Origin of the sequence: Aquibium pacificum (genome assembly GCF_040839445.1) — a bacterium.
Taxonomy (GTDB): Bacteria; Pseudomonadota; Alphaproteobacteria; order Rhizobiales; family Rhizobiaceae; genus Aquibium; species Aquibium pacificus.
The window spans coordinates 550,270-571,415 of sequence record NZ_JBDPGJ010000003.1 but is presented as its reverse complement, the minus strand read 5'-3'; the positions used below and the strand labels follow the sequence as shown (position 1 = coordinate 571,415).

Here is a 21,146-nt window from a genome sequence, read left to right as displayed (position 1 = left end):
ACAGCCGGTTTTTCGATAGAGTTTGCGTGAACAGGCGCAGTTTTCGCAGGAAAGGTGGCCCATGGCGCTGGACAGGATCGATTTCGCCATTCTCGACACGCTCCAGAAGGACGGCCGGATCTCGAATTCCGCGCTCGCCGAAAAGATCGGCCTGTCGCAGTCCGCCTGTTCCCGGCGGCTCGACCAGCTGGAAAAGAGCGGCGTGATCGAGGGCTATCACGCGCGGCTTTCGAACGGCGCGCTCGGCCACAAGATGACGGCGATCGTCCACATCTCCCTGTCCGGCCAGTTCGAAAAATCGCTCGCCGAGTTCGAAGCGGCGATCAAGCGCTGCCCGAACGTTCTGTCGTGCCATCTGATGTCGGGCGAGTACGACTACGTGGTCCGCATCGCCGCCAAGGATCTCGAGGACTACGAGCGGATCCACAAGGAATGGCTCACCGCCATGCCGCATGTCATCAAGATCAACTCCTCCTTCGCGCTGCGCGAAGTCGTCGATCGGACGTCGATGGGCATCATGCCGGAACTGGCCTGACGGTCAGCTTACCTTTCGGAGCGGGGTGTCGCCGGAGCGTGCACGCATGTCCTGCGCGACGGTGCGTAGCGTCCTCGACATTTCCGCCTGCATGTCGCGCGCCTGGGCGACGATCGCGGCGACCTCCCGATCGGCGTCCGGCGCCATCTCGCCGACGGGCAGCGGCCGCCCCAGAAGAAAGCCCTGCAGCTCGTTGCATCCGCTCATGGCGAGGATGGCGGCTTCCTCCACCGTCTCGACCCCTTCAGCGACAACCTTCATCTTGAGGCCGAATCCCAGCCCCACGATCGTATTGATGATGGCGCGGGCGTTTTCGGAGGAGGTGAGTTCTCGCACGAACGAGCGGTCGATCTTGATCGTGTCGAAGGGGAAGCGGCTGAGATAGCCGAGCGAGGAATAGCCGGTGCCGAAGTCGTCGAGGGCGATCGTGATCCCGAGCTGCTTGAACTGCTTGAGGATGAGGCCCGCGCGGTTGTCGTCGTCGATCAGCACGCCTTCGGTGATCTCGATTTCGAGCTGTCCCGGCGCCAGCCCGGTTTCCTCCAGGATCGCGGCGACGCTTTCGACGAAGTTCTTCTGGCGGAACTGGACCGGACTGACGTTGACGCTGACGCGCGCTCCGCCGAAATCGTTTTGCGCTGCGAGGCAGGCGGTGCGAAGCACCCATTCCCCAATGGCGACGATCTTGCCGCCCTGTTCGGCGATCGGGATGAAGTCGGCCGGGCTGACGAGGCCGCGTTCGGGATGCCGCCAGCGGATGAGCGCCTCGTAGGAAATGATGCGGCTCTGCTCGACGCTGACGCGCGGCTGGAAATGCAGTTCGAACTCCTCCCGTTCGAGCGCCAGTCCGAGGTCGGCTTCCAGCAACCGGCGCTTTTCAAGGAAGGCGTCCATTCCGGGCTCGAACAGGCAGTAGTTGTTCCGGCCGGTGTTCTTTGCGTGATAGAGGGCCGTATCGGCGCGGGAGACGAGCAGCGCGGGGTCGTTGCCGTCGCGGGGGCACAGGGCCACTCCGACGCTAGCGCCGACGCGGACGGGACGACCGTCTTCCAGCGTGATCGGCTGGACCAGTTGAGTGACCACGCGGAAGGCGAAGTCTGCCGCCTGGTTCCCGAATGCCAGGCCGGACATCAACACGGCGAACTCGTCTCCGCCCAGGCGCGCCACCGTGACGTCGTCATTGCCGGCCAGGGACGAGATGCGGTCGGCGGCCGTTCTGATTACGAGATCGCCGGCGGGGTGCCCGTAGATGTCGTTGATGTCCTTGAAGCGGTCGAGATCGACCAGCAGGACGGCGCCCTGTCCATTGGCGTCGCTCGCGCGTCTGGCCATCGCGGCTAGCCTCTCGTTGAAGAGGGCGCGGTTGGGCAGACCCGTCAGCGGATCGTGCAGGGCGAGGTGCCGGATGCGCGCCTCCGCATGCTTTCGCTCGCGCAGGTCCACGAGGCAGCCGATTCGGGAGCGCTCGCCCCGGTAGAGGATCTCGCGGCCGCGCAGCTCCATCGGGACGCAGGTGCCGTCAGCCATCATGATGTCGGCTTCGTAGGGTTCGGCAACCGGCTTCAGCATCGCCTCCCGCACGGCTGCGCGGTGTTCGGGAGCGAACAGCTCGATGACCGGGCGGCCGCGCAGTGTGGAAATGGTCTCGCCGAGAAGCTCCTCGAGCTTGACGTTTCCGTCGACGATCCGTCCATCCTGAAGGATCCAGATCGCCTCGAAGGTCGCGGCGGCGAGCGCCGACAGGCGCTCGGCCTCCTCGGCATCGCGCATCATCGACTTGGCCCGCGCGCGTGCGCTCTCCTCGGCCTGGATGTTCTCCATGAGGTCGTTGAAGAGGCGCGTCAGGGTCTCGGACTCGTCGCCGGGCTTCAGTTCGAGCCGCATGTTCAGATCGGCGTTGCCGCTGACCAGCGTCTGGAGCGCGCGTTCGACGTGCCCGACACCCATGCGCGTGCCGTGTTCGGCTTCGTTCAGCCCGATCAGCTCGGCCTCGCGGGTGACGCGGATGGGGAAGAAGCGGTTCAGCGTCCAGAAGAAGGCGTATCCGGTCGCGAAGGTCCAAACGAAGTTGACCGTCACTCCCGTCGCCTGGACCTGCAGCTGGTCCCAGCGGGAGGCGAGCGGCAGGTTTTCGACGGGCGCCAGCAGCGCCAGACCGATCGTGCCGGCCATTCCCGCGAAGCCGTGTACGCCGATCGCGCCGACGGCGTCGTCAATCCCGAGCTCGTTCTCAAGGACGCTGTTGCCCCATATGGCCGCCAGTCCGCCGATCATGCCGATCGCCAGCGCGCCGAACGGATCGAGCACCAGGCAGCCGGCGGTGACGGCGACGAGCCCTCCGAGCATGCCCGAAAGCGTCTGCTCGGGGAGCACGACCCCATCCTTGTACCAGCCGACGACAAAGCCGGCGAGGCTGCCGGTGCCGCCGGCCAGCACCGTGTTGGCGATGATGTGGGCGATCGCCGGCGTTGCCGCGACCGTGGAGCCGCCGTTGAAGCCGATCCAGCCCACGAAGAGGACGAGCGCGCCGGCCGCCGCCAAGACGGGGCTGTGCCCGGCAATGCGCACCGGCTTTCCGGCACTGTCGAACCTGCCGAGCCGGGGCCCCAGGACGAGACATGCGGCGAGCGCCACCCAGGCGCCGGTCGCGTGGACGACGGTGGAACCGGCAAAGTCCACGAAGCCCATGTTGGCAAGAAATGCCGACGAATTCGGGACGAGGGAGTTGCCCCACGCCCAGTGGACGAAGACCGGATAGATGACGCCCGCGACGACGGCTGAGCAGAGCAGGTAGGAGACGAGCCGCATCCGTTCCGCGACCGCGCCCGAGACGATCGTCGCGGCCGTTCCACAGAACATGACCTGAAAGACGAAGAAGCCGACGTGCCAGCTGTCGAGCGATCCCAGGAAGAGGAAACTCCCGTCGATGCCGAAGGGCCATCCGTTGCCGGACGCGAAGGCGATCATGAAGCCGACCGCGCTGAACGCGACGACCGAGACCGCGAAGTCCAGCAGGTTTTTCTGCGCGACGTTGATGGAATTCTTCGAGCGCACCATCCCGGCTTCGAGGAGCAGAAAGCCGAGCTGCATCATCAGGACGAGGCCGGCGGCCAGCAGCGTCCAGACGAGATCGAGGTTTCTTTGAAGTGTCTCCAGCGTCGTCGCGGCCGCCGAGGCCGGCGAGGCCGCCGACAGCAGGAAGACCATGGTGCCGGCCATGCGAAAGCCCGCGACTTCGGAAGCCCCAATCGTCATTGCCCGTGCCCCATGCCACCCGCTGCAAAATTAGCAGAGCCGGATTAAGCAAGGGTATACCGCAGCGCAGCAAACAAGACTTTATGTCACGGAAATTGCACAGAAAAATGGCATTTGCGCAATGATCGGACGGACGTTGCCCGATTGTCGTGGAGCCATCAATCGTTGGGCGCTTTCCCGTCGACCGGCCTGCCGGTTTCACGCCGTTTCATGATGATCTCGCGGTGCGGGTAGGGGATCTGCACACCGTTCTCCTTGAACGTGTCCCAGAGCGCCAGAAGCACCTTACCCCTAACGTTGGTGAGGCCCTGCTGGGGATCGTGGATCCAGAAGCGGAGGACGAAATCGAGCGAGGATTCGCCGAAGCCGGTGAGCCAGCAGACAGGACGCCTGGCGGCTTCGACGCGCCCGACGGTCATCGCCGCCTTGATGGCGAGTTCGGACACGACGTGCGGATCGGCGTCGTAGGAGACGCCGAACGCCACATCCAGCCTGACGAGTTCGTCGCTGAAGGACCAGTTGATGACCTGCTGGGTGACGAAGTCCTCGTTGGGGATGAGGTATTCGCGCCCGTCGCGCGTGACCACCGAGACAAAGCGCGCGCGTAATTCCCTGATCCAGCCGAAGGTCTCGCCGAGCGAAATCGTGTCGCCCGGCTTGATCGACTTGTCCATCAGCATGATGACGCCGGAGATGAAGTTCGACACGACCTTCTGGAGTCCGAAGCCGAGGCCGACGCCGACCGCGCCGGAAAAGACCGTCAGGGCCGTCAGATCGACGCCGACGGCGGTCAGCGCGCCCAGGCCGGCGATGATGATCAGTCCGAACTTGGCGACCTTGCCGATCAGCACCCGGATGGATGGTGTCAGATCGGCCGATTTCTGCACCCGCTCATCGAAGTAGTTGCCGGCGACGGTCGCGACCCATACCGCGGCGGTCAGGAACACCGCGGTCTTGATGACGGTGAGCACCGAGATCCGGACGTTGCCGACCGGCATGGCGAGACTGTCAAGGAAGAGCGCGGCGCGGTCGTGGAGCCCGAGGATGACGAGGGCGGCGTAGATCCAGACCATCCAGGCCACAGAGCGCGCAGCGAGGCGATTGCGGATGACCCGCGAGAGGATGGCGACGACGACCCAGGTGAGCGCCAGCCACAGCGCGATCGCCAGAAGCCAACTCCGGCTCGGCCACGTCGCTGCGCGCATGATGGTGATCGCCGCGAACATCATGACCACGAACAGGATCCAGTCCGCCCTGCGCATGGTCGCCACGACGACGCGCAGCAGGCCGGGGTGGCCGCGGATGGATCGTGCCCGACTTTCGAGGCGGGCTTCGATTTTCTTGCCCAAGAACTTGGCGGCGATGAAGAGAAGCACGATCAGCGCGACCTGATAGGCGAGCCACGGGTCGGTCGCATAAACCGCCCACCGCTCGACGTATGCGGCAAGCCGCTCGGTGATCGCCCCGACGTCAAGATCCATTCGTGGCCCCGCTTTCGCCGCAAGCGCGGCGGGCCTACTTCGCCGCCGCCCGGACGAACTTAGCGCGCCCCCGACGGCACGACAAATCGGCCTGCCGCACCGTCATGAACCTGTCGTTTGAATCTGCTGGACTCGGAATGCCGCCGGCGCGACAATTTCTCCCCGCAAAGCCGGCTCACAATCAGAAAGCAGAGCGCTTCCAGGAGGCAATCATGTCCACCCTCATCCATCGCATGTCGCGGCGATCCTTCCTCTCGGGCGCGGCCGCCGTCGGCGGCCTCGTCGTGCTGCATCCGTTCGCGGCTCGCGCACAGGCAAACCAGGCGCACCTGCGCATCATGGAAACGACCGACATCCACGTCCACGTCTTCCCCTACGACTACTATGCCGACAAGCCGAACGACACCATGGGCATCGCCCGCACGGCGTCGATCATCGATTCGATCCGCGCCGAGGCCGGCAATTCGATGCTGGTGGACAATGGCGACGTCCTGCAGGGCAACCCGATGGGCGACTACATCGCCTACAAGCGGGGCATGAAGGAAGGCGACAAGCATCCGGTGATCGAGGCGATGAACGTGCTCGGCTACGACGTCGGCACGCTCGGCAACCACGAGTTCAACTATGGCCTGGACTTCATGTTCAACGTGGTGAACGGCGCCAATTTCCCATGGGTGTGCGCGAACCTCACCAAGGGACAACTCGCCTCCGACCCGAAGGACGACGAACTGTTCTTCAAGCCCTACGTCATCGTCGAGAAGATGGTGAAGGACGGCTCGGGCAACGAAAGCCCGGTCAAGGTCGGCTTCATCGGCTTCGTGCCGCCGCAGATCATGGTGTGGGACATCCGCCACCTCGAAGGCAAGGCGCAGACCCGCGACATCGTCGAGGCCGCCAAGGCCTGGGTGCCGGCAATGAAGGAAGAGGGCGCCGACATCGTGATCGCGCTCTCGCACTCCGGCATCGACGGCAGCGGCCCGGCGGAGCGGATGGAGAACGCATCGCTCTACCTCGCGGGCGTCGAGGGCATCGATGCCATCATGACAGGCCACCAGCACCTGGTCTTCCCCGGTCCGAAATCGTGGGACGCGATCGAGGGCGTCGATCCGGTCAAGGGCACGCTCCGGGGCAAGCCGTCGGTAATGGGCGGCTTCTGGGGATCGCACATGGGCCTCATCGACCTCCTGCTCGAAAAGGACGGCAACGGCTGGCGGATCGCCGACTTCACCACCGAGGCGCGGCCGATCTACGAGCGCACCGAGGATCGCAAGATCGTCCCGCTCGTGGAAAGCAAGGAGGAGGTCCTCGCGGCGGCCAAGGACGAGCATGAAGCGACGCTGGAATACGTCCGCACGTCGGTCGGCCAGACCTCGGCGCCGCTGCATTCCTTCTTCGCGCTGGTGGCCGATGATCCGTCGGTCCAGATCGTGAGCCAGGCACAGACCTGGTACATCAAGGACATGCTGAAGGAGACCGAGTACAAGGACCTGCCGGTGCTTTCGGCGGCGGCGCCTTTCAAGGCCGGCGGTCGCGGCGGTCCGGAGTACTTCACGGAGGTGAAGACCGGCGACGTGGCGATCAAGAACGTGGCCGACCTCTACCTCTACCCGAACACAGTCCAGGCTGTGGTGATCACCGGCGCCGACGTGAAGAACTGGCTGGAGATGTCGGCCGGAATGTTCAATCAGGTCGAGCCCGGCGCGACCGACGCTCCGCTGCTCAACACCGACTTCCCGTCCTACAATTTCGACATCATCGACGGCGTGACCTACGAGATCGACCTGTCGGAGCCGATGAAGTACGACAAGACGGGCGCGGTCATCAATGCGGACGCCAACCGCATCAAGAACCTCCAGTTCGACGGCAAGCCGATCGATCCGGAGCAGAAGTTCGTGGTCGCCTCAAACAACTACCGTGCCGGCGGCGGCGGCAATTTCCCCGGCATCAACAGCGAGAAGGTGGTCTTCGCCGCACCCGACACCAACCGCGACGTGATCGTGCGCTACATCATCGAGCAGGGCACGATCAATCCGTCGGCCGACGCCAACTGGCACTTCGCCCCGATGGAGAACACGACGGTGGTCTTCGAGACGGGGCCGCGTGCCAAGGAGTATCTGGCCGACGTCAAGGGCGTGAAGATCGAGCCGGCGGGCGAGGGCGCCGACGGGTTCGCGAAGTACCGTATCACGCTGTAGGATCGACCGAATCCGCACCGGGAAGGGGCCGCACGTCGCGGCCCTTTATCGTTCTATTGTCTCGAACCGGGCCGATGCTCGTGACGGCATCCTTTCCGATTCGTATTTCGGGTTGTCGAACGGGAATGATCAATCGGACCCACTTGGCGATGGCGGGCCGGAGCTTTCCTCCTGCAAAAGATCGTCCTCAGCGATGCTGCTTCCTCTACACGCCGTTGCTTGATAGGATATTCCTGTTGTCGAACCCGAGGAGGTAGGGATGAACAGGATACTGTCGGCCATCTGCGCCGTGGCGATCACGGTGACCATGGGAGTGACGTCGCCCGCTTCTGCCATGTCCGCGCCGCCGAAGCCGAGCGTTCCCGCCGCCGATACGTCCGACGGCGCGACGAACATCGATTACAGGCACTACGGGCACCGCCGCCACTGGCGGAACCAGGGACCCTGGCCGCGGCATCGGTATTACCGGCACCGGCACAATGATTTCGGGCCCATCGTCGGCGGCCTGGTGGCAGGCGCCATCATCTCGGGCATCATCGCAAGCCAGCAGCCGCCGCGGCCGATCTATCGCGAGCGCTACTATTACCGGGGCTACGATGCCCATTCCGACTGGTGCCTGCGCCGCTACCGCTCCTACGATGTCCGGTCCGACACGTTCCAGCCGTATCACGGCCCCCGGCGGTACTGCCGGTCGCCCTACCGGTAGGGCCGGCACCGGTTTTTCGGCGAAATCGCGAGGCCCGGCATGTCCGGGCTCCATCCCGTGTTGCCCGGATTGGATGAGGAAAACGGGGATTTCGTCGCGCACCGGTCCTGCGATGCGCTATAAACGGGCAAATCAGGGCCGACGGGGTATCGCAGTTGACGCATGACGTAACGAACCAGCCGCCGCCGCTTTCGGGCTCGAACGCCTGGCGCGGCGATCCCCTCCTTGTGCAACTGTCGGAAGACTTCTCCCCGGAAGTTCGCAAGGAACTGGATTCGGTCGGCCGCTTCGTGATGTCAGCCGAAGCGCAGGACCTTGCGCGGCTCGCCAACACCGAACTTCCCAAGCTCCGGACGCACGACCGGCAGGGCCGCCGGGCGGACCTCGTCGAGTTCCACCCCGCGTATCACGCGCTCATGCGGCGTTCCGTCATGACCGGGCTGCACTCGTCGGTATGGGAGAACGGCGAACACGAAGCCGGCCGCCGCCACCAGGTGAGGGCGGCGCGCTTCTACATGACGGCTGAACTGGAATGCGGCCACCTGTGCCCGATCACGATGACAAACGCCTCGCTCGCGGCCCTGATGGCCGCGCCGAAGCTGTTCCGCGAGTGGGCGCCGCGGGTGACGACGCGCAAGTACGACCCGGCGCAGAAGCCGCCGGTCGAAAAGTTCGGCCTGACGCTCGGCATGGGCATGACAGAAAAGCAGGGCGGGACCGACGTCCGCGCCAACACGACACGTGCCGAACGCACGGAGAGCGGCTTCTACCGGATCACCGGACACAAATGGTTCATGTCCGCGCCGATGTGCGACGCGTTCCTGGTGCTTGCGCAGGCGCCCGAGGGACTGTCATGCTTCCTCATGCCGCGCATCCTCTCGAACGGCGACAACAACGGCTTCCGCTTCCAGCGGCTGAAGGACAAGCTGGGGAACCGCTCGAACGCCTCCTCCGAGGTGGAGTTCGCCGGCGCCATGGCGGAGATGGTCGGAGCGCCGGGTGCCGGCGTCAAGACGATCATGGACATGGTGACGCTGACACGCCTGGACTGCGCGCTGGCATCGGCGGGCATCATGCGCGCGGCACTCGCGGAGGCGGTCCACCATACGCGCCATCGCATGGTCTTCGGCAACGTCCTGGTCGACCAGCCGATCATGCAGCGCGTGCTCGCCGACATGGCGCTGGACGTCGCTGCCGCGACGGCGCTCGCCTTCCGTCTTGCACGCGCATTCGACCAGGCCGCCGAGGACCGGGCGGAGGCGGCGTTCGCGCGCGCCATGACGCCCGTCGTCAAGTACTGGGTCTGCAAGATCTGCCCGAGCGTGGTCTACGAGGCGATGGAATGCCTTGGCGGCAACGGCTATGTAGAGGAAGCGCCGCTGGCGCGCCATTTCCGCGAATCGCCGCTGAACGCGATCTGGGAAGGCTCGGGCAACGTAATGGCGCTCGACGTGCTGCGGGTCCTCGTTCAGGCGCCGAATCTCTTCAACGAGGTGATGGGCACGATCGAACGCGACCTTGGGCCCGGCGGAAAGGGCACGTCAGGCGTCCTGCGGGCGGCACTCGAAGTGGCCCAGTCGGACGAGGGCTCGGCGCGCATCCTCACCGAGCAGCTGGCGCTCGCCGCGGCTGCGGCCGAACTGAAACGGCTGGGCGCGGGTCGCATCGCTGACGCCTTCATGGAGACCCGGCTCGCCGGCCAGTGGCGCACAACCTACGGCATGCTCGACTCGCGCCACGACAGCCGCATGATCATCGACACGCTCTACCCCGAAGCGCTCTGATCCCACTTACCGGGCGCAGGGCCGGGGAAGGGACCCGGCCGGTGCATCGGCCGATCCGTACGGTTTGGATCGGTTTCGTTAACCTTAACGAATGGTTTCGTTTGCCCTGGCCCGCCCACCGCTCCATCGTTGTTGGTGAAACGGAAGAGCGATGCGACGGATTATCGGCATATTCGTACCGGCTTACTGGATGGCCTTCTTCGGCCTCTTGGCGCTGGCCGCCATGGCGGAGGCGACGGGCGAGGTCTTCGCGATCTTCCAGGCGCTCAGCTTCCCGGGTGGGTTCCTCGACAGCCGGATTCCGGCCGGACCGCTGCTTTCCACGGTGCTTGCCTTCGGATTCTCGCTGGCGTCGGTGCTGTTCCTGTGGATGATCGTCACGGCGGTCGCGCAGATGCGCGGGACGCGGCCGGAGAGCGACGAAATCGCCCGCACGGCGTTCGGCGTCGCGGCGGCCATGATGACCGTGTTGCTGGCGGTCGGGGCGATCTTCATCGTGCGGGGACTTTTCGCCTCCGCTTCGCTGCAACTCCTTGCTCTCCTGGTCTCTTACATGGCGGTGCAGGCCGAACAGCGCCGGACCTCGGACTCGAACCGCCATCCCGGCGAACCGAGCGAGATTACGGCGCGCGTGATGGCGGTCGGCGCGGCGCACCATTCGATGCTGACACGCATCTCGGGTCGGACCAGCAACAGGGACGAGGCATTCTGATGCGCTACATCCTGCTCTTCTGGGGTCTGCCGATGGGCTCCTTCTGGTCCTGGTACCTGCTGTCGGTCAACGACATGAATTTCGGCATGCTCTTCTTCAGCCGGCAGATCCACGACCAGGTCTTCGGCCTATACGGCCACGTCCTCGGCATGGATCCGGCCACCCTTCCGCCGCTGGTCGCGCGCGCATGCCTGGTGGACACGGCGATCATCTTCGGAATCCTCGCCTTCCGGCGCCGGCGCGAGATCATCGGCTGGGCGAAAACCAGGCGGCTGCGCTATCTCGACGGCTCCGCGCCGAGCGCCTGAAGCCGGTCGAGCACGCCCTGGAGGATGAAGGCGGCGGCGGCCGAATCGATCCGGTCCCCCCGCTTGCGCCGCGAGACGTCCATCGAGATCAGCACGCGTTCGGCGGCTACGGTGGACAGGCGCTCGTCCCAGTAGAGGAACGGCAGGTCCGTGAGGCGCTGCATGTTGCGCACGAAGGCGCGGCTCGCCTGAACGCGGGGGCCCTCGCTGCCGTCCATGTTCACCGGCAATCCCATGACGACGGCGGCGCAGCCTTCCTTGCCGAGGGCGAGCAGCAGGCGCTGCGCATCCTCCGTGAACTTCTTGCGCAGGATGACGGGGCGGGGGTGGGCGAAGAGCAGGCCCCTGTCGGAGACGGCGAGGCCGATCGTCTTTTCCCCGAGATCGAGCCCGGCAAGCGTAGCCCCGCCCTTCAAAAGGGCGGGAAGCTCCTCGACTGAAATGATCGGCACGAAGGCCTCTTTCGTTTCCACTCCCTCGCGTTCTATCCTGCCGCCAGCCATTCGCAAGGAGGACAAGAATGAAGATCACCTGGCTCGGACATTCGGCATTCCGCATCGAGGCGGCCGGCGCCACGATCCTGATCGATCCCTTTCTCACCGGAAATCCGTCGTGGAACAAGGGCTGGGAGCCGATCTCCGAGGGCGTGACCCACGTGCTCCTGACGCACGGGCACAACGATCACGTCGGCGACGCGGAGGCGATCCTTAAGAAGACGGGGGCCATGCTCGTCGCCAGCTTCGAGATCTGCATGTTCCTGGTCGGCAAGGGCGTCGACCAGAACAGGATCAACCCAGGCAACACGGGCGGCACGGTGGACTGCGGCGGCTTTACCACGACCTTCGTCCAGGCGCTGCATTCGTCGTCCTTCGGCGGGGAGGGCGGCCAGAACACCTATCTCGGCAACCCGCTCGGCCTCGTGCTGCATTTTCCCGGCGACAAGACGCTCTACCACATGGGCGACACGGATATCTTTTCCGACATGGGCCTGATCAACGAATTGCACGAGCCAAAGATCGGCCTGGTGCCCATCGGTGACCGCTTCACCATGGGCGGCGCCGTTGCCGCGCTCGCCTGCCGACGCTTCTTCAAGTTCGACACGGTGATCCCCTGCCACTACGCGTCCTTCCCGATGGTCGACCAGAGCGCCGACAAGTTCATCTCGGGCATGGAGGGATCGGGAACGAAGGTCGTGACGCCAACGGTCGGGGAGGCGTTCGAAGCGTAGCCTCCCGGGGGCGACGAGAGGGCACCCCGCTCGCGCGCGGGGCTTTTCGATCGGTGCTTGCACATAGGTCGGCCGTTGCGCGGTGCCCGCCCGACCGTTATAGCCCGGATCGGACTTTTCCAGCCGTTCCGGAGAATTCAATGTCCGTCGATATCGCCACCGTGAAGCGCGTCGCGCATCTGGCCCGCATCGCCGTCACCGACGAGGACGCCCAGCGCATGACGGGCGAACTCAACGCCATTCTCGGCTTCGTCGAGCAGCTGGACGAGGTCGACGTCTCCGGCGTCGAGCCGATGACGTCGGTGATCCCCATGGAGATGAAGAAGCGGCAGGACATCGTCACGGACGGCGACAAGGCCGACGACATCGTCGCGAACGCGCCGGCCACGGACGAGAATTTCTTCCTGGTGCCGAAGGTCGTCGAGTAGCCGGCATGGCGATCGCAATTTCCGTGGAGAGCCCGCTGCAGGACGAGGTGCGCGTGATGGTCGCCGACCTCAATGCGTACATGATGCCGCTCACGCCGCGCGAGTTCCAGTTCCAGCTGACCGTCGAGCAGATGGCGGAACCGAGCGTGACCGTACTGATCGCGCGCGACGCGACCGGCCGGGCCGTCGGCATGGCCTCGCTCAAGGACCATGGCGGCGGACTGGGTGAGGTCAAGCGCATGTACACCTTTCCCGAGGTGCGCGGACAGCGTGTCGGTTCGCTGCTCCTGCAGCGGATCGAGGCGCTCGCGCGCGAAAAGGGGCTGAGCCGGCTCGTGCTCGAGACCGGCGAGGCACCCGGTTTCGAGCCGGCCTGGCGTGTCTACGAGCGCGGCGACTTCAAGGTTTGCGGCGCCGTTCTCGACTATCCCGATTCCGGCTATTCCCGATTCTACGAGAAGAACCTCACCCGATGACCGATCTGACCAGACTGACCATTTCGCAGGCGCGCGAGAAGCTGCGCGGCAAGGAGATCAAGGCAGGCGAACTGACGGACGCCTATCTCGCGGCGATCGACGCGGCCAATCCGCAGCTCAATGCCTACGTGGCAGTCACCCACGACAAGGCGCGCGCCATGGCGGCGACCTCCGACGAGCGGCTGTCGAAAGGCGAGGGCGGGGCGCTTGAGGGAATTCCGCTCGGCATCAAGGACCTCTTCGCCACCGAGGGCGTGCACACGCAGGCCTGCAGCCACGTGCTCGACGGGTTCGAACCGCGCTACGAATCGACCGTGACGTCGAACCTGTGGGCCGACGGCGCTGTGATGCTGGGCAAGCTCAACATGGACGAGTTCGCCATGGGCTCGTCCAACGAGACGTCCTACTACGGCCCGGTCAAGAACCCGTGGCGGGCGCAGGGATCGAACCTCGACCTCGTGCCGGGCGGCTCGTCCGGCGGCTCGGCGTCGTCCGTCTCCGCCTGGCTCTGCGCCGGTGCGACCGCGACCGACACCGGTGGATCGATCCGGCAGCCGGCGGCCCTGACGGGGACGGTCGGCATCAAGCCGACCTATGGCCGCTGCTCGCGCTGGGGCATCGTCGCCTTCGCCTCGTCGCTCGACCAGGCGGGAGCGATTTCGCGCGACGTGCGCGACGCGGCGATCCTCCTGAAGTCGATGGCCTCGGTCGATCCCAAGGACACCACATCGGTCGACCGGCCGGTCCCGGACTACGAGGCAGTGCTCGGCCAGTCGATCCGGGGCATGAAGATCGGCATTCCCCGGGAATACCGGGTGGACGGCATGCCGGACGAGATCGAGACGCTCTGGCAGAAGGGCATCGCCTGGATGCGCGACGCGGGCGCGGAGATCGTCGACATCTCCCTCCCGCACACGAAATACGCCTTGCCGGCCTACTACATCGTCGCGCCGGCGGAAGCCTCGTCGAATCTCGCCCGCTACGACGGCGTGCGCTACGGCCTGCGCGTGCCCGGCAAGGACATCTCCGACATGTACGAGAAGAGCCGCGCGGAAGGTTTCGGCCGCGAGGTGAAGCGGCGCATCATGATCGGCACCTACGTTCTTTCGGCGGGCTACTACGACGCTTACTACCTCAAGGCGCAGAAGGTGCGCACGCTGATCAAGCGCGATTTCGAGGAGGTCTTCGCGGCGGGCGTCGATGCCATCCTCACCCCGGCGACGCCGTCGGCCGCCTTCGGGATCGCCGACCAGGACATGGCCGCCGATCCGGTGAAGATGTACCTGAACGACATCTTCACGGTGACGGTGAACATGGCCGGGCTGCCGGGCATCGCCGTGCCGGCCGGGCTGGACTCGAAGGGTCTTCCGCTCGGGCTCCAGCTCATCGGCAAGCCGTTCGACGAGGAGACGCTGTTCCGCACGGGCCACGTGATCGAGCAGGCTGCCGGGCGGTTCGAACCGGCGAAGTGGTGGTAACGGTCTCCGGCTGGGCGGGCTCAGGAGAATGATCAATGCCCCGCGCCTGTGGCTCGAGCGCGAACTCGAACGGTTCGCGCAGACGCTGCCCGCCGGATCGATGGTGCTCGACGCCGGGGCGGGGCGCCAGCCCTATCGCGGGCTGTTCGCCCACTGCACCTACGAATCGACCGACTTCGAGCAGGTCGACAAGACCTACGCGTCCAGCACCTATGTCTGCGATCTCGCCGCCATTCCCGTCGAGGACGGCCGGTTCGACGCCGTCGTGTTCACGCAGGTGATGGAGCATCTGCCGGAGCCGGCCGCCGCGCTGCGCGAACTTTTCCGGGTTACGAAGCCGGGCGGCGTCCTGTTCTACACCGGACCGCTCGTCTACGAAGAACATGAGGTTCCCTACGACTTCTACCGCTACACGCAGTTCGGGGTGCGTCACCTGCTGACGTCAGCCGGCTTCGCGGTGGAGGAATTGCGGCCCCTGGACGGGACGCTTTCGACGGTGGCGCATCAGCTGCGCTTCGTCTCGCGCAGGCTGCCCTGGAAGCCGGGAGACTATGCGCCAGGCCTTCCGGGCGTCCTCTACATGCTGGCTTTCACGCCGTTCCGCCTTATTGCCCGTATGATGGCGGGGCTGGCGGCGCGCGCGGCGGCGAAATCGCGCTATAACCGCGGCGGGATGCCGATGAACTATCTCGCCATCGCCCGGCGCTGACGCCGCCGCCCTGTGCGGGGTTTGCGCGGTGCCGGCACAGTTGCTAGCGTGACGCTGTTGCTGGAGAGGTAGGGCGGATGGCGGTCGACGACGTGCAGGATCTGGGCGAAACTCCGGCGGGCGGCACGGCGCGCATGACCATCCGCAAGACCGCCGACGGCATTGGCGTCTACAATCCGACCCGGCGCAAGATCGGGCTCATCCTGTTCATGATCGTGTGGCTGGGGGGCTGGTCGGTCGGCGAATTCTTCGCCCTGACGGAAATTTTCGGCGGCGGCAGTCCGTTCCCGGCCGACATCTTCCTGATGTTTTGGGTAACCGCGTGGACCTTCGGCGGCGTGATCGTCTGGTCGGTCGTCGCCTGGCAACTGTTCGGCGTGGAGAAACTGTTCCTGATCGATGGCGGCGCCGTGGTCGTCGAGCGCGGCTTCGGGCCCCTCAAGCGGCGCAAGGTTTACCCCGTCGAAAAGGTGACCGAGGTTGGGTTCGCCCCACCGGCCGCGAAGAGCGCCGCCGACGGCTTCCTGTCGCGCGGCCGCGTGCGGTTCTTCGTCGACGGCAAGCCGGCGGGCTTCGGCATCGAGCTCGACGACAAGGAGGCCGGACAGGTGATCGACCTCATGACCCGCTTCATCGAGCGGCACACGGTCGAGGCTCCGAAGGCCATCGAACCCGGCGACGAGGCTGCCGCGACCGCCTGACGCCGGACCGACGCAGCAACCACGTAGCCGTTGGAGCTCAAGAACGTGTTCTTCATCGCTTCGAAAGTGTTCTGGGCGGTCGCCAATCCGCTGAGCCTGACGGCTCTTCTCGTCCTGGCGGGTTTCGTGCTGGCGGTCGCGGGGTTCGCGCGTGTGTCGGCCGCGGCAACCGGGCTCGCGCTCCTGGTCCTTGGCCTCTCTGGATGGACGACGCTCGGCGCGGTGATGCTGCATCCGCTGGAAGACCGGTTCGCGCGGCCCGCCGAGCTTCCGGACCGGGTCGACGGCATCGTGGTGCTCGGCGGCGGCTTCGAAGGGGGCGTGAACCGGGTGCGGGGCGGGTACGAACTGAATTCGTCGGCGGACCGCTTCGTCGAGACGGCGATCCTGGCGCGGCGCTATCCGCAGGCGAAGGTGGTGGTTTCGGGCGGAACCGGCGCGCTGTTCCTGAAGGGCGAGGCCGATGCCGAGACGGCGCCGAGGCTGCTCGAAGCGCTGGGCGTCGACGGCGACCGCCTGGTCCTGGAAAGCCAGTCGCGCGACACCTACGAGAACGCCGTCAATTCGAAACGTCTTGCCGAGCCGCGGGATGGCGAGATGTGGCTGCTGGTGACCTCCGCCTTCCACATGCCGCGCTCGGTCGGGTTGTTCCGCGAAGCCGGCTTCCCGGTCGTGCCCTGGCCGGCCGACTACCGCACGGCCGGCGACGAGGGTTTTGGCCTCGCGCGCGACAATGCCTTCGATTCGCTCCAGAACACCGCGGTCGCCATGCGCGAATGGATCGGCCTCATCGCCTACCGCCTGACCGGCAGGACGAAGACCTTGCTGCCCGCTCCCGACTGAGCGGCGAGGACCGCGGTTTCACGACGCGAGCAGGGCCGCCCGCGCGTCGGAGAAGAACTGGCGCCGGACCAGGACGAACAGGACGAGCATCGTCGTCATGACCAGAACGAGGGGACCCACGAACCAGCCGAGGTAACCGATGGAGAAGAACAGCCCGCGCAACCCGGCGTTGAAGTGTTTTCCCGCGATCACGTTCATCCGCGCTGCGAGCATCAGGCCGGGCTCCATCAATCCCGGTTCGGCGTCCCTGGCCATCGGCACGGCTCCGATCAGGATTGAACAGTAGTTGAACAGCCGGTAGGCCCAGCCGAACTTGAAGAAGGTGTAGGCCAGGATCACCATCAGCCCGAGGACCTTCATTTCGTACACGGACCTGTCCGGCGGCGCGGCAAACGGAATGTCGCGCAGGAGCGACAGGACCTCTTCCGAAGACTGGAGTAGCGCAAAGCAGCTCCCGAGCGCGATCAGCGCGCTCGAGGCGAAGAAGGCGGTGCCTTGCTGAAGCCCGGTCATGATGCCGGTGTCGATCATGCGCAACTCGCGCTGCGCCATCGTGCGCATCCATTTCTCGCGCTGAAGATTCATGAGTTTCGTCAGAGACATGCGGCTAACGAACCGGCCGGACGCCGCCTGCGAGAACATCGCCCATACGACGACGAAAATGCCGAGCGCGACCGCGTCGTGCCAGTGCAGGGAATCAGCTTCCATGGGATCGAGACTACTCCCGCCTCGGCGAAATTTCATGGCTCCCATGCACTCTCGCCATACTTTGGTCAAATCGATTAAAAATGTCCGGTGCGGTCTGGGGCGTTAAGTGCTTGTTTTACCTTGGAAGCGTATGCTGTCTCCGGGATGGGTATCCAGAACGCGCCCTGATCCGGCCTTTTTTGCGGTTGCGAAGAAGGGGCGGAGAGGTTACATGCGGGACGTGAATGCGGCGCGGACGGTAACAAGAAGACGGCGCGCCGGGGGCAACCAAACACACGGAAAATCATGGACGATAGTGTTCAGAAATCGTGCTGGGGCGTAACCGCCAAGGCGATTTTGGGTTTCGCGGGAGTTATCCTCCTCGCGTGGCTGATCGGTGGGGCCGAGACCGTAGCGGTCGTCGCGGCCAACTGACAGCCGGAACGGACCGGGATTTCGAGGGCGCGGCAGGCAATGCCGCGCCCTCAGCCTTTTTGGAACCGCGCGGACGCGCGTGTCGCTTGCGGAGCAGGCCTGGTCGGCCCAGATACGTCCTCGGTGCGGCGAAACGCCGAACAATGCGGCTAGCCAGCAGCGGACCTCGCGAATGTTTCTCTCTGTTTTCGACCTCTACAAGATCGGCATAGGACCTTCGAGTTCCCACACGATGGGACCGATGACGGCGGCCGCCCGCTTCCTCGACGAGATCGAGGGCGGGGACTGGCCGCGGCCGAGCGGAGCCGAGGTCGTGCGGATCGGCGTGAGCCTGCACGGCTCGCTGGCATTCACGGGCGTCGGGCACGGGACCGACCGGGCGGTGATCCTCGGGCTCGCGGGCGAAAAGCCGACCACGATCGATCCCGACCGGATCGACGCGATACTTGCCGGCATCGCGGCCGAGAAGACGGTCCGTCCGCAAGGCCACAAGAGCTATCTGTTCAACCCGGCGGTCGATCTCGTCTTCGACAAGTCCTCGCCGCTGCCCGGCCACGCCAACGGCATGGCGTTTGCCGGGTATGACGGAGACGACCGGCTCCTCTTGCGGCGCATCTACTATTCGGTCGGAGGCGGTTTCGTCGTCTCGGAAGAAGAACTGCAGCGCCTGCAGACGCGCAGCGAGCCCGAAGCCGGCCCGGCGGTGCCTCATCCGTTCCGCAGCGCCGCCGAGATGCTGTCGATGGCCAGGGAGAGCGGCCTCTCGATCGCCGAGATGAAGCGCGCCAACGAGGAGGCGCATCTTAGCCGTGAGGAACTCGATGCCGGCCTCGACCGCATCTGGAACGCCATGAATGCCTGCATCGAGCGCGGACTGAACAAGGACGGTATCATGCCGGGCGGCCTGAAAGTTCGCCGCCGTGCAAAAATGCTGTTCGAGCGCATGCAGAACGACTGGAAGGAAAACCGGCCGAACCCGCTGCTCGCGAACGACTGGCTCTCGGTCTACGCCATGGCGGTCAACGAGGAGAACGCGGCGGGCGGCCGCGTGGTCACTGCGCCGACCAACGGGGCCGCCGGCGTCGTGCCCGCCGTCATCCGCTACTGGCAGCATTTCTTCCCCGACGCCGACCAGGACGACGTGCGCGAATTCCTGCTCACCTCGGCGGCGGTCGGCGGGATCATCAAGCACAACGCGTCGATTTCCGGCGCCGAGGTGGGTTGCCAGGGGGAGGTCGGTTCGGCCTCCGCCATGGCAGCGGCGGGACTGGCGGCGGTCATGGGCGGCACGCCGGAGCAGATCGAGAATGCCGCCGAGATCGCGCTGGAGCATCACCTCGGCATGACGTGCGACCCGGTCGGCGGCCTCGTCCAGGTTCCCTGCATCGAGCGCAACGCATTGGGGGCGGTCAAGGCGGTGACGGCCGCATCGCTGGCGCTCAAGGGCGACGGCAGCCATTTCGTGCCGCTCGACGCCGCCATCGAGACGATGCGGCAGACGGGCCTCGACATGAACGAGAAATACAAGGAAACCAGCCTGGGCGGCCTCGCGGTCAACGTTGTGGAGTGCTGAACCGACGATTGTGGAGAACCCCGGCGCGGCGTTGACCGCGCCGCTCGAAACGCTACACCATCGGCCATGGCCCTGAACCTGGTAAAGCTCTGCGTGGGCGCCGACAGCGTCGAGGATCTCGAGAACTGGATAGAGTTCCGGCGCGACGAGATGCGCCGCGCCGGCGAGACGCCCGAACACCGGCACACCACCCGCATGATCCCCAGGCGCCGCGACGAACTGCTCGGCGGCGGCTCGCTCTACTGGGTGATCAAGGGAAACGTCCAGTGCCGCCAGCGGCTTCTGGATATCCGGCCTTTCACCGATGCGGACGGCATCGAGCGCTGCCACCTCATCTTCGATCCAAAGGTGATCGCGACCGAATGGCAGCCGCGGCGCGCGTTCCAGGGCTGGAGGTATCTGACGGGGGCCGATGCGCCGCCGGACGTCGGCCAGGGCAGGGCAGGGTTGACCGCACTGCCGTCGGAACTGCGGCGCGAACTGGCCGATCTCGGGCTTCTTTAGCAAACCCCGTTGTTCCCCGTCGCGAAGACTTTCGGCCCAGATGTCGTAATCTTGATTTTTCTTCCCCTCGCCTGCCTTGATGCATAGCGCGAATAGGGGCATCCTGCGTCGGGGCGTGGGAGTTTGGGACATTGACGTTCTCGGGGCTAAATGGCTCTCCCGAAACTAGGCGGCAGCGCGGTGCGCACGTTATCGTCTGCGGCAACGAGAAGGGCGGGTCGGGCAAGTCGACCACCGCCATCCACGTTGCCGTTGCACTCCTGCGCTCGGGCTACTCCGTCGCGACCGTCGACCTCGACGGGCGTCAGCTCACCCTTACCCGCTATGTCGAGAACCGGCGCCGATGGTCCGCCAAGGCCAAACTGTCGCTCCTCGTTCCGCATCATTTCCACGTGCCGCCGGCGCACAAGGACAGCGTGACGGATGCCGAGAGCGAGGAATTCCGCCACCTCTCGGAAGGTCTTGCGGACATCGAGAGCAGCTATGATTTTCTGGTCATCGACACGCCAGGCGCCGACACCTTCCTGAACCGGCTGGCACACCGGATCGCCGACACGTTGATCACGCCGATGAACGACAGCTTCATCGATTTCGATGTGCTGGCCCGAGTCGATCCGGTCAGCAACGAAGTGCTGGAAGTTTCGCAGTACGCCTCCGCCGTGCGCGATGCGCGGCGCGAGCGGCGGCAGACCGACAATCTGATCCTCGACTGGGTGGTGGTCCGCAACCGGATGTCGAACATCACCTCGCGAAACGAACAAAAGATCGATTCGTGCCTGAAAAGCCTCTCCGCGCAACTCGGCTTCCGGATCGCGGACGGCATCTCCGAGCGGGTCATCTTCCGCGAGTTCTTTCCAATCGGCCTCACTGCGCTCGACGAATTCGAGGAGCATGTTCTGGCCACCAAGCCGACTCTGTCCCATCTGGCGGCCCGGCAGGAGATCCGCCAGCTCATATCGGCGCTGCGCCTGCCGACGGACGAGCGCGGGCGCAACAGGGCCGATATCAGGCGCAAGTTCGCCGAGGCCACGAGCCGCCCGATTTCGCTGCCCGACATCTTTGCCAACTGATGAGCGATGACCGGCGGGCGACACCCGCCGGGGCTTGC

The 21,146-nt window shown here is 65.4% G+C and carries 21 protein-coding genes; 17 read left to right on the top strand and 4 right to left on the bottom strand.

Annotated elements, in window-relative coordinates; all coding sequences use genetic code 11:
• Window positions 1–61: 61 nt before the first annotated feature.
• A complete protein-coding gene (locus ABGN05_RS15225; RefSeq protein WP_367954882.1) occupies window positions 62–535 on the top strand; it encodes an Lrp/AsnC family transcriptional regulator in 474 nt (157 codons plus the stop codon).
• A gap of 3 nt (window positions 536–538) precedes the next feature.
• On the opposite strand, the gene amt is transcribed toward ABGN05_RS15225, so the two are convergent.
• Both amt and ABGN05_RS15215 read right to left on the bottom strand, forming a co-directional pair.
• Window positions 539–3,790 carry an ammonium transporter gene (gene amt, locus ABGN05_RS15220; protein WP_367954881.1) on the bottom strand — a complete coding sequence of 1,084 codons (3,252 nt, stop codon included), beginning with the start codon at window positions 3,788–3,790 and terminating at the stop codon, window positions 539–541.
• A 158-nt stretch (window positions 3,791–3,948) separates the two neighbouring features.
• The gene (locus ABGN05_RS15215) at window positions 3,949–5,271 is read right to left on the bottom strand and encodes a mechanosensitive ion channel family protein (protein WP_367954880.1); all 1,323 of its coding nucleotides are present in this window, start codon (window positions 5,269–5,271) and stop codon (window positions 3,949–3,951) included.
• 212 nt (window positions 5,272–5,483) lie between these two features.
• Here ABGN05_RS15215 and ABGN05_RS15210 point away from each other — a divergent pair, with 212 nt between their 5' ends.
• The 5 genes from ABGN05_RS15210 (at window position 5,484) to ABGN05_RS15190 (ending at window position 10,976) form a co-directional block, all read left to right on the top strand.
• Window positions 5,484–7,466, top strand: a complete 1,983-nt coding sequence (locus ABGN05_RS15210) for a bifunctional 2',3'-cyclic-nucleotide 2'-phosphodiesterase/3'-nucleotidase (protein ID WP_367954879.1) — start codon at window positions 5,484–5,486, stop codon at window positions 7,464–7,466.
• 259 nt (window positions 7,467–7,725) lie between these two features.
• Entirely contained in the window at window positions 7,726–8,172 is a 447-nt protein-coding gene (locus tag ABGN05_RS15205; protein ID WP_367954878.1) for a BA14K family protein, read from the top strand.
• Window positions 8,173–8,327: 155 nt separating this feature from the next.
• A complete protein-coding gene (locus ABGN05_RS15200; RefSeq protein ID WP_367954877.1) occupies window positions 8,328–9,956 on the top strand; it encodes an acyl-CoA dehydrogenase family protein in 1,629 nt (542 codons plus the stop codon).
• A gap of 151 nt (window positions 9,957–10,107) precedes the next feature.
• Window positions 10,108–10,668 (top strand): hypothetical protein, encoded by a 561-nt coding sequence (locus tag ABGN05_RS15195; protein ID WP_367954876.1) that lies wholly within the window; start codon window positions 10,108–10,110, stop codon window positions 10,666–10,668.
• Window positions 10,668–10,976: a DUF6105 family protein gene (locus ABGN05_RS15190; protein WP_367954875.1), complete on the top strand. Its 309-nt coding sequence runs from the start codon at window positions 10,668–10,670 to the stop codon at window positions 10,974–10,976. Before ABGN05_RS15195 ends, ABGN05_RS15190 begins: the two co-directional genes overlap by 1 nt.
• Here ABGN05_RS15190 and ruvX read toward each other — a convergent pair.
• Window positions 10,946–11,479 carry a Holliday junction resolvase RuvX gene (ruvX, locus tag ABGN05_RS15185; protein ID WP_373695944.1) on the bottom strand — a complete coding sequence of 178 codons (534 nt, stop codon included), beginning with the start codon at window positions 11,477–11,479 and terminating at the stop codon, window positions 10,946–10,948. The two genes, ABGN05_RS15190 and ruvX, sit on opposite strands and share 31 nt — an antisense overlap.
• 17 nt (window positions 11,480–11,496) lie before the next feature.
• On the opposite strand from ruvX, the gene ABGN05_RS15180 reads away from it, so the two are divergent.
• The 7 genes from ABGN05_RS15180 to ABGN05_RS15150 all read left to right on the top strand — a co-directional run bounded on the left by ABGN05_RS15180 (window position 11,497) and on the right by ABGN05_RS15150 (window position 16,839).
• Window positions 11,497–12,204 carry a metal-dependent hydrolase gene (locus ABGN05_RS15180; protein WP_367954874.1) on the top strand — a complete coding sequence of 236 codons (708 nt, stop codon included), beginning with the start codon at window positions 11,497–11,499 and terminating at the stop codon, window positions 12,202–12,204.
• Between the two features lie 140 nt (window positions 12,205–12,344).
• Window positions 12,345–12,632 (top strand): Asp-tRNA(Asn)/Glu-tRNA(Gln) amidotransferase subunit GatC, encoded by a 288-nt coding sequence (gene gatC / locus ABGN05_RS15175; protein WP_367954873.1) that lies wholly within the window; start codon window positions 12,345–12,347, stop codon window positions 12,630–12,632.
• Between the two features lie 5 nt (window positions 12,633–12,637).
• Window positions 12,638–13,108, top strand: a complete 471-nt coding sequence (locus ABGN05_RS15170) for a GNAT family N-acetyltransferase (protein WP_367954872.1) — start codon at window positions 12,638–12,640, stop codon at window positions 13,106–13,108.
• Window positions 13,105–14,586 carry an Asp-tRNA(Asn)/Glu-tRNA(Gln) amidotransferase subunit GatA gene (gatA, locus tag ABGN05_RS15165; protein ID WP_367954871.1) on the top strand — a complete coding sequence of 494 codons (1,482 nt, stop codon included), beginning with the start codon at window positions 13,105–13,107 and terminating at the stop codon, window positions 14,584–14,586. The genes ABGN05_RS15170 and gatA overlap by 4 nt, the downstream gene beginning before the upstream one ends.
• 28 nt (window positions 14,587–14,614) lie before the next feature.
• Window positions 14,615–15,295, top strand: a complete 681-nt coding sequence (locus ABGN05_RS15160; protein ID WP_367954870.1) for a class I SAM-dependent methyltransferase — start codon at window positions 14,615–14,617, stop codon at window positions 15,293–15,295.
• A gap of 77 nt (window positions 15,296–15,372) precedes the next feature.
• Entirely contained in the window at window positions 15,373–15,996 is a 624-nt protein-coding gene (locus ABGN05_RS15155; RefSeq protein ID WP_367954869.1) for a hypothetical protein, read from the top strand.
• Between the two features lie 45 nt (window positions 15,997–16,041).
• A complete protein-coding gene (locus ABGN05_RS15150) occupies window positions 16,042–16,839 on the top strand; it encodes a YdcF family protein (protein WP_367954868.1) in 798 nt (265 codons plus the stop codon).
• Window positions 16,840–16,857: 18 nt separating this feature from the next.
• Here ABGN05_RS15150 and ABGN05_RS15145 read toward each other — a convergent pair whose 3' ends face one another.
• The gene (locus tag ABGN05_RS15145) at window positions 16,858–17,547 is read right to left on the bottom strand and encodes a DUF599 domain-containing protein (RefSeq protein ID WP_367954867.1); all 690 of its coding nucleotides are present in this window, start codon (window positions 17,545–17,547) and stop codon (window positions 16,858–16,860) included.
• Window positions 17,548–17,832: 285 nt separating this feature from the next.
• Between ABGN05_RS15145 and ABGN05_RS15140 the strand changes: the two genes are divergently transcribed.
• From ABGN05_RS15140 to ABGN05_RS15125, 4 genes are all read left to right on the top strand, one after another.
• Window positions 17,833–17,961, top strand: a complete 129-nt coding sequence (locus ABGN05_RS15140) for a hypothetical protein (RefSeq protein ID WP_367954866.1) — start codon at window positions 17,833–17,835, stop codon at window positions 17,959–17,961.
• Between the two features lie 172 nt (window positions 17,962–18,133).
• Window positions 18,134–19,534, top strand: coding sequence for an L-serine ammonia-lyase (locus ABGN05_RS15135; RefSeq protein ID WP_367954865.1), 1,401 nt, complete (start codon window positions 18,134–18,136; stop codon window positions 19,532–19,534).
• Between the two features lie 66 nt (window positions 19,535–19,600).
• Entirely contained in the window at window positions 19,601–20,038 is a 438-nt protein-coding gene (locus tag ABGN05_RS15130; RefSeq protein ID WP_367954864.1) for a DUF1489 family protein, read from the top strand.
• A gap of 131 nt (window positions 20,039–20,169) precedes the next feature.
• The gene (locus tag ABGN05_RS15125) at window positions 20,170–21,108 is read left to right on the top strand and encodes a division plane positioning ATPase MipZ (protein WP_367954863.1); all 939 of its coding nucleotides are present in this window, start codon (window positions 20,170–20,172) and stop codon (window positions 21,106–21,108) included.
• Window positions 21,109–21,146: the final 38 nt, after the last annotated feature.

What these genes read in the sequence shown, in the direction of transcription:
- ABGN05_RS15140 (WP_367954866.1), top strand. Translation starts at nt 17,833, where the DNA reads ATGGACGATAGTGTTCAGAAATCGTGCTGGGGCGTAACCGCCAAGGCG.
- ABGN05_RS15180 (WP_367954874.1), top strand. Translation starts at nt 11,497, where the DNA reads ATGAAGATCACCTGGCTCGGACATTCGGCATTCCGCATCGAGGCGGCC.
- ABGN05_RS15130 (WP_367954864.1), top strand. Translation starts at nt 19,601, where the DNA reads ATGGCCCTGAACCTGGTAAAGCTCTGCGTGGGCGCCGACAGCGTCGAG.
- ABGN05_RS15195 (WP_367954876.1), top strand. Translation starts at nt 10,108, where the DNA reads ATGCGACGGATTATCGGCATATTCGTACCGGCTTACTGGATGGCCTTC.
- ABGN05_RS15155 (WP_367954869.1), top strand. Translation starts at nt 15,373, where the DNA reads ATGGCGGTCGACGACGTGCAGGATCTGGGCGAAACTCCGGCGGGCGGC.
- ABGN05_RS15160 (WP_367954870.1), top strand. Translation starts at nt 14,615, where the DNA reads ATGATCAATGCCCCGCGCCTGTGGCTCGAGCGCGAACTCGAACGGTTC.
- ABGN05_RS15205 (WP_367954878.1), top strand. Translation starts at nt 7,726, where the DNA reads ATGAACAGGATACTGTCGGCCATCTGCGCCGTGGCGATCACGGTGACC.
- ABGN05_RS15225 (WP_367954882.1), top strand. Translation starts at nt 62, where the DNA reads ATGGCGCTGGACAGGATCGATTTCGCCATTCTCGACACGCTCCAGAAG.
- ruvX (WP_373695944.1), bottom strand. Translation starts at nt 11,479, where the DNA reads ATGGCTGGCGGCAGGATAGAACGCGAGGGAGTGGAAACGAAAGAGGCC.
- ABGN05_RS15145 (WP_367954867.1), bottom strand. Translation starts at nt 17,547, where the DNA reads ATGGAAGCTGATTCCCTGCACTGGCACGACGCGGTCGCGCTCGGCATT.
- gatC (WP_367954873.1), top strand. Translation starts at nt 12,345, where the DNA reads ATGTCCGTCGATATCGCCACCGTGAAGCGCGTCGCGCATCTGGCCCGC.
- ABGN05_RS15215 (WP_367954880.1), bottom strand. Translation starts at nt 5,271, where the DNA reads ATGGATCTTGACGTCGGGGCGATCACCGAGCGGCTTGCCGCATACGTC.
- ABGN05_RS15190 (WP_367954875.1), top strand. Translation starts at nt 10,668, where the DNA reads ATGCGCTACATCCTGCTCTTCTGGGGTCTGCCGATGGGCTCCTTCTGG.
- ABGN05_RS15170 (WP_367954872.1), top strand. Translation starts at nt 12,638, where the DNA reads ATGGCGATCGCAATTTCCGTGGAGAGCCCGCTGCAGGACGAGGTGCGC.
- amt (WP_367954881.1), bottom strand. Translation starts at nt 3,790, where the DNA reads ATGACGATTGGGGCTTCCGAAGTCGCGGGCTTTCGCATGGCCGGCACC.
- gatA (WP_367954871.1), top strand. Translation starts at nt 13,105, where the DNA reads ATGACCGATCTGACCAGACTGACCATTTCGCAGGCGCGCGAGAAGCTG.
- ABGN05_RS15135 (WP_367954865.1), top strand. Translation starts at nt 18,134, where the DNA reads ATGTTTCTCTCTGTTTTCGACCTCTACAAGATCGGCATAGGACCTTCG.
- ABGN05_RS15210 (WP_367954879.1), top strand. Translation starts at nt 5,484, where the DNA reads ATGTCCACCCTCATCCATCGCATGTCGCGGCGATCCTTCCTCTCGGGC.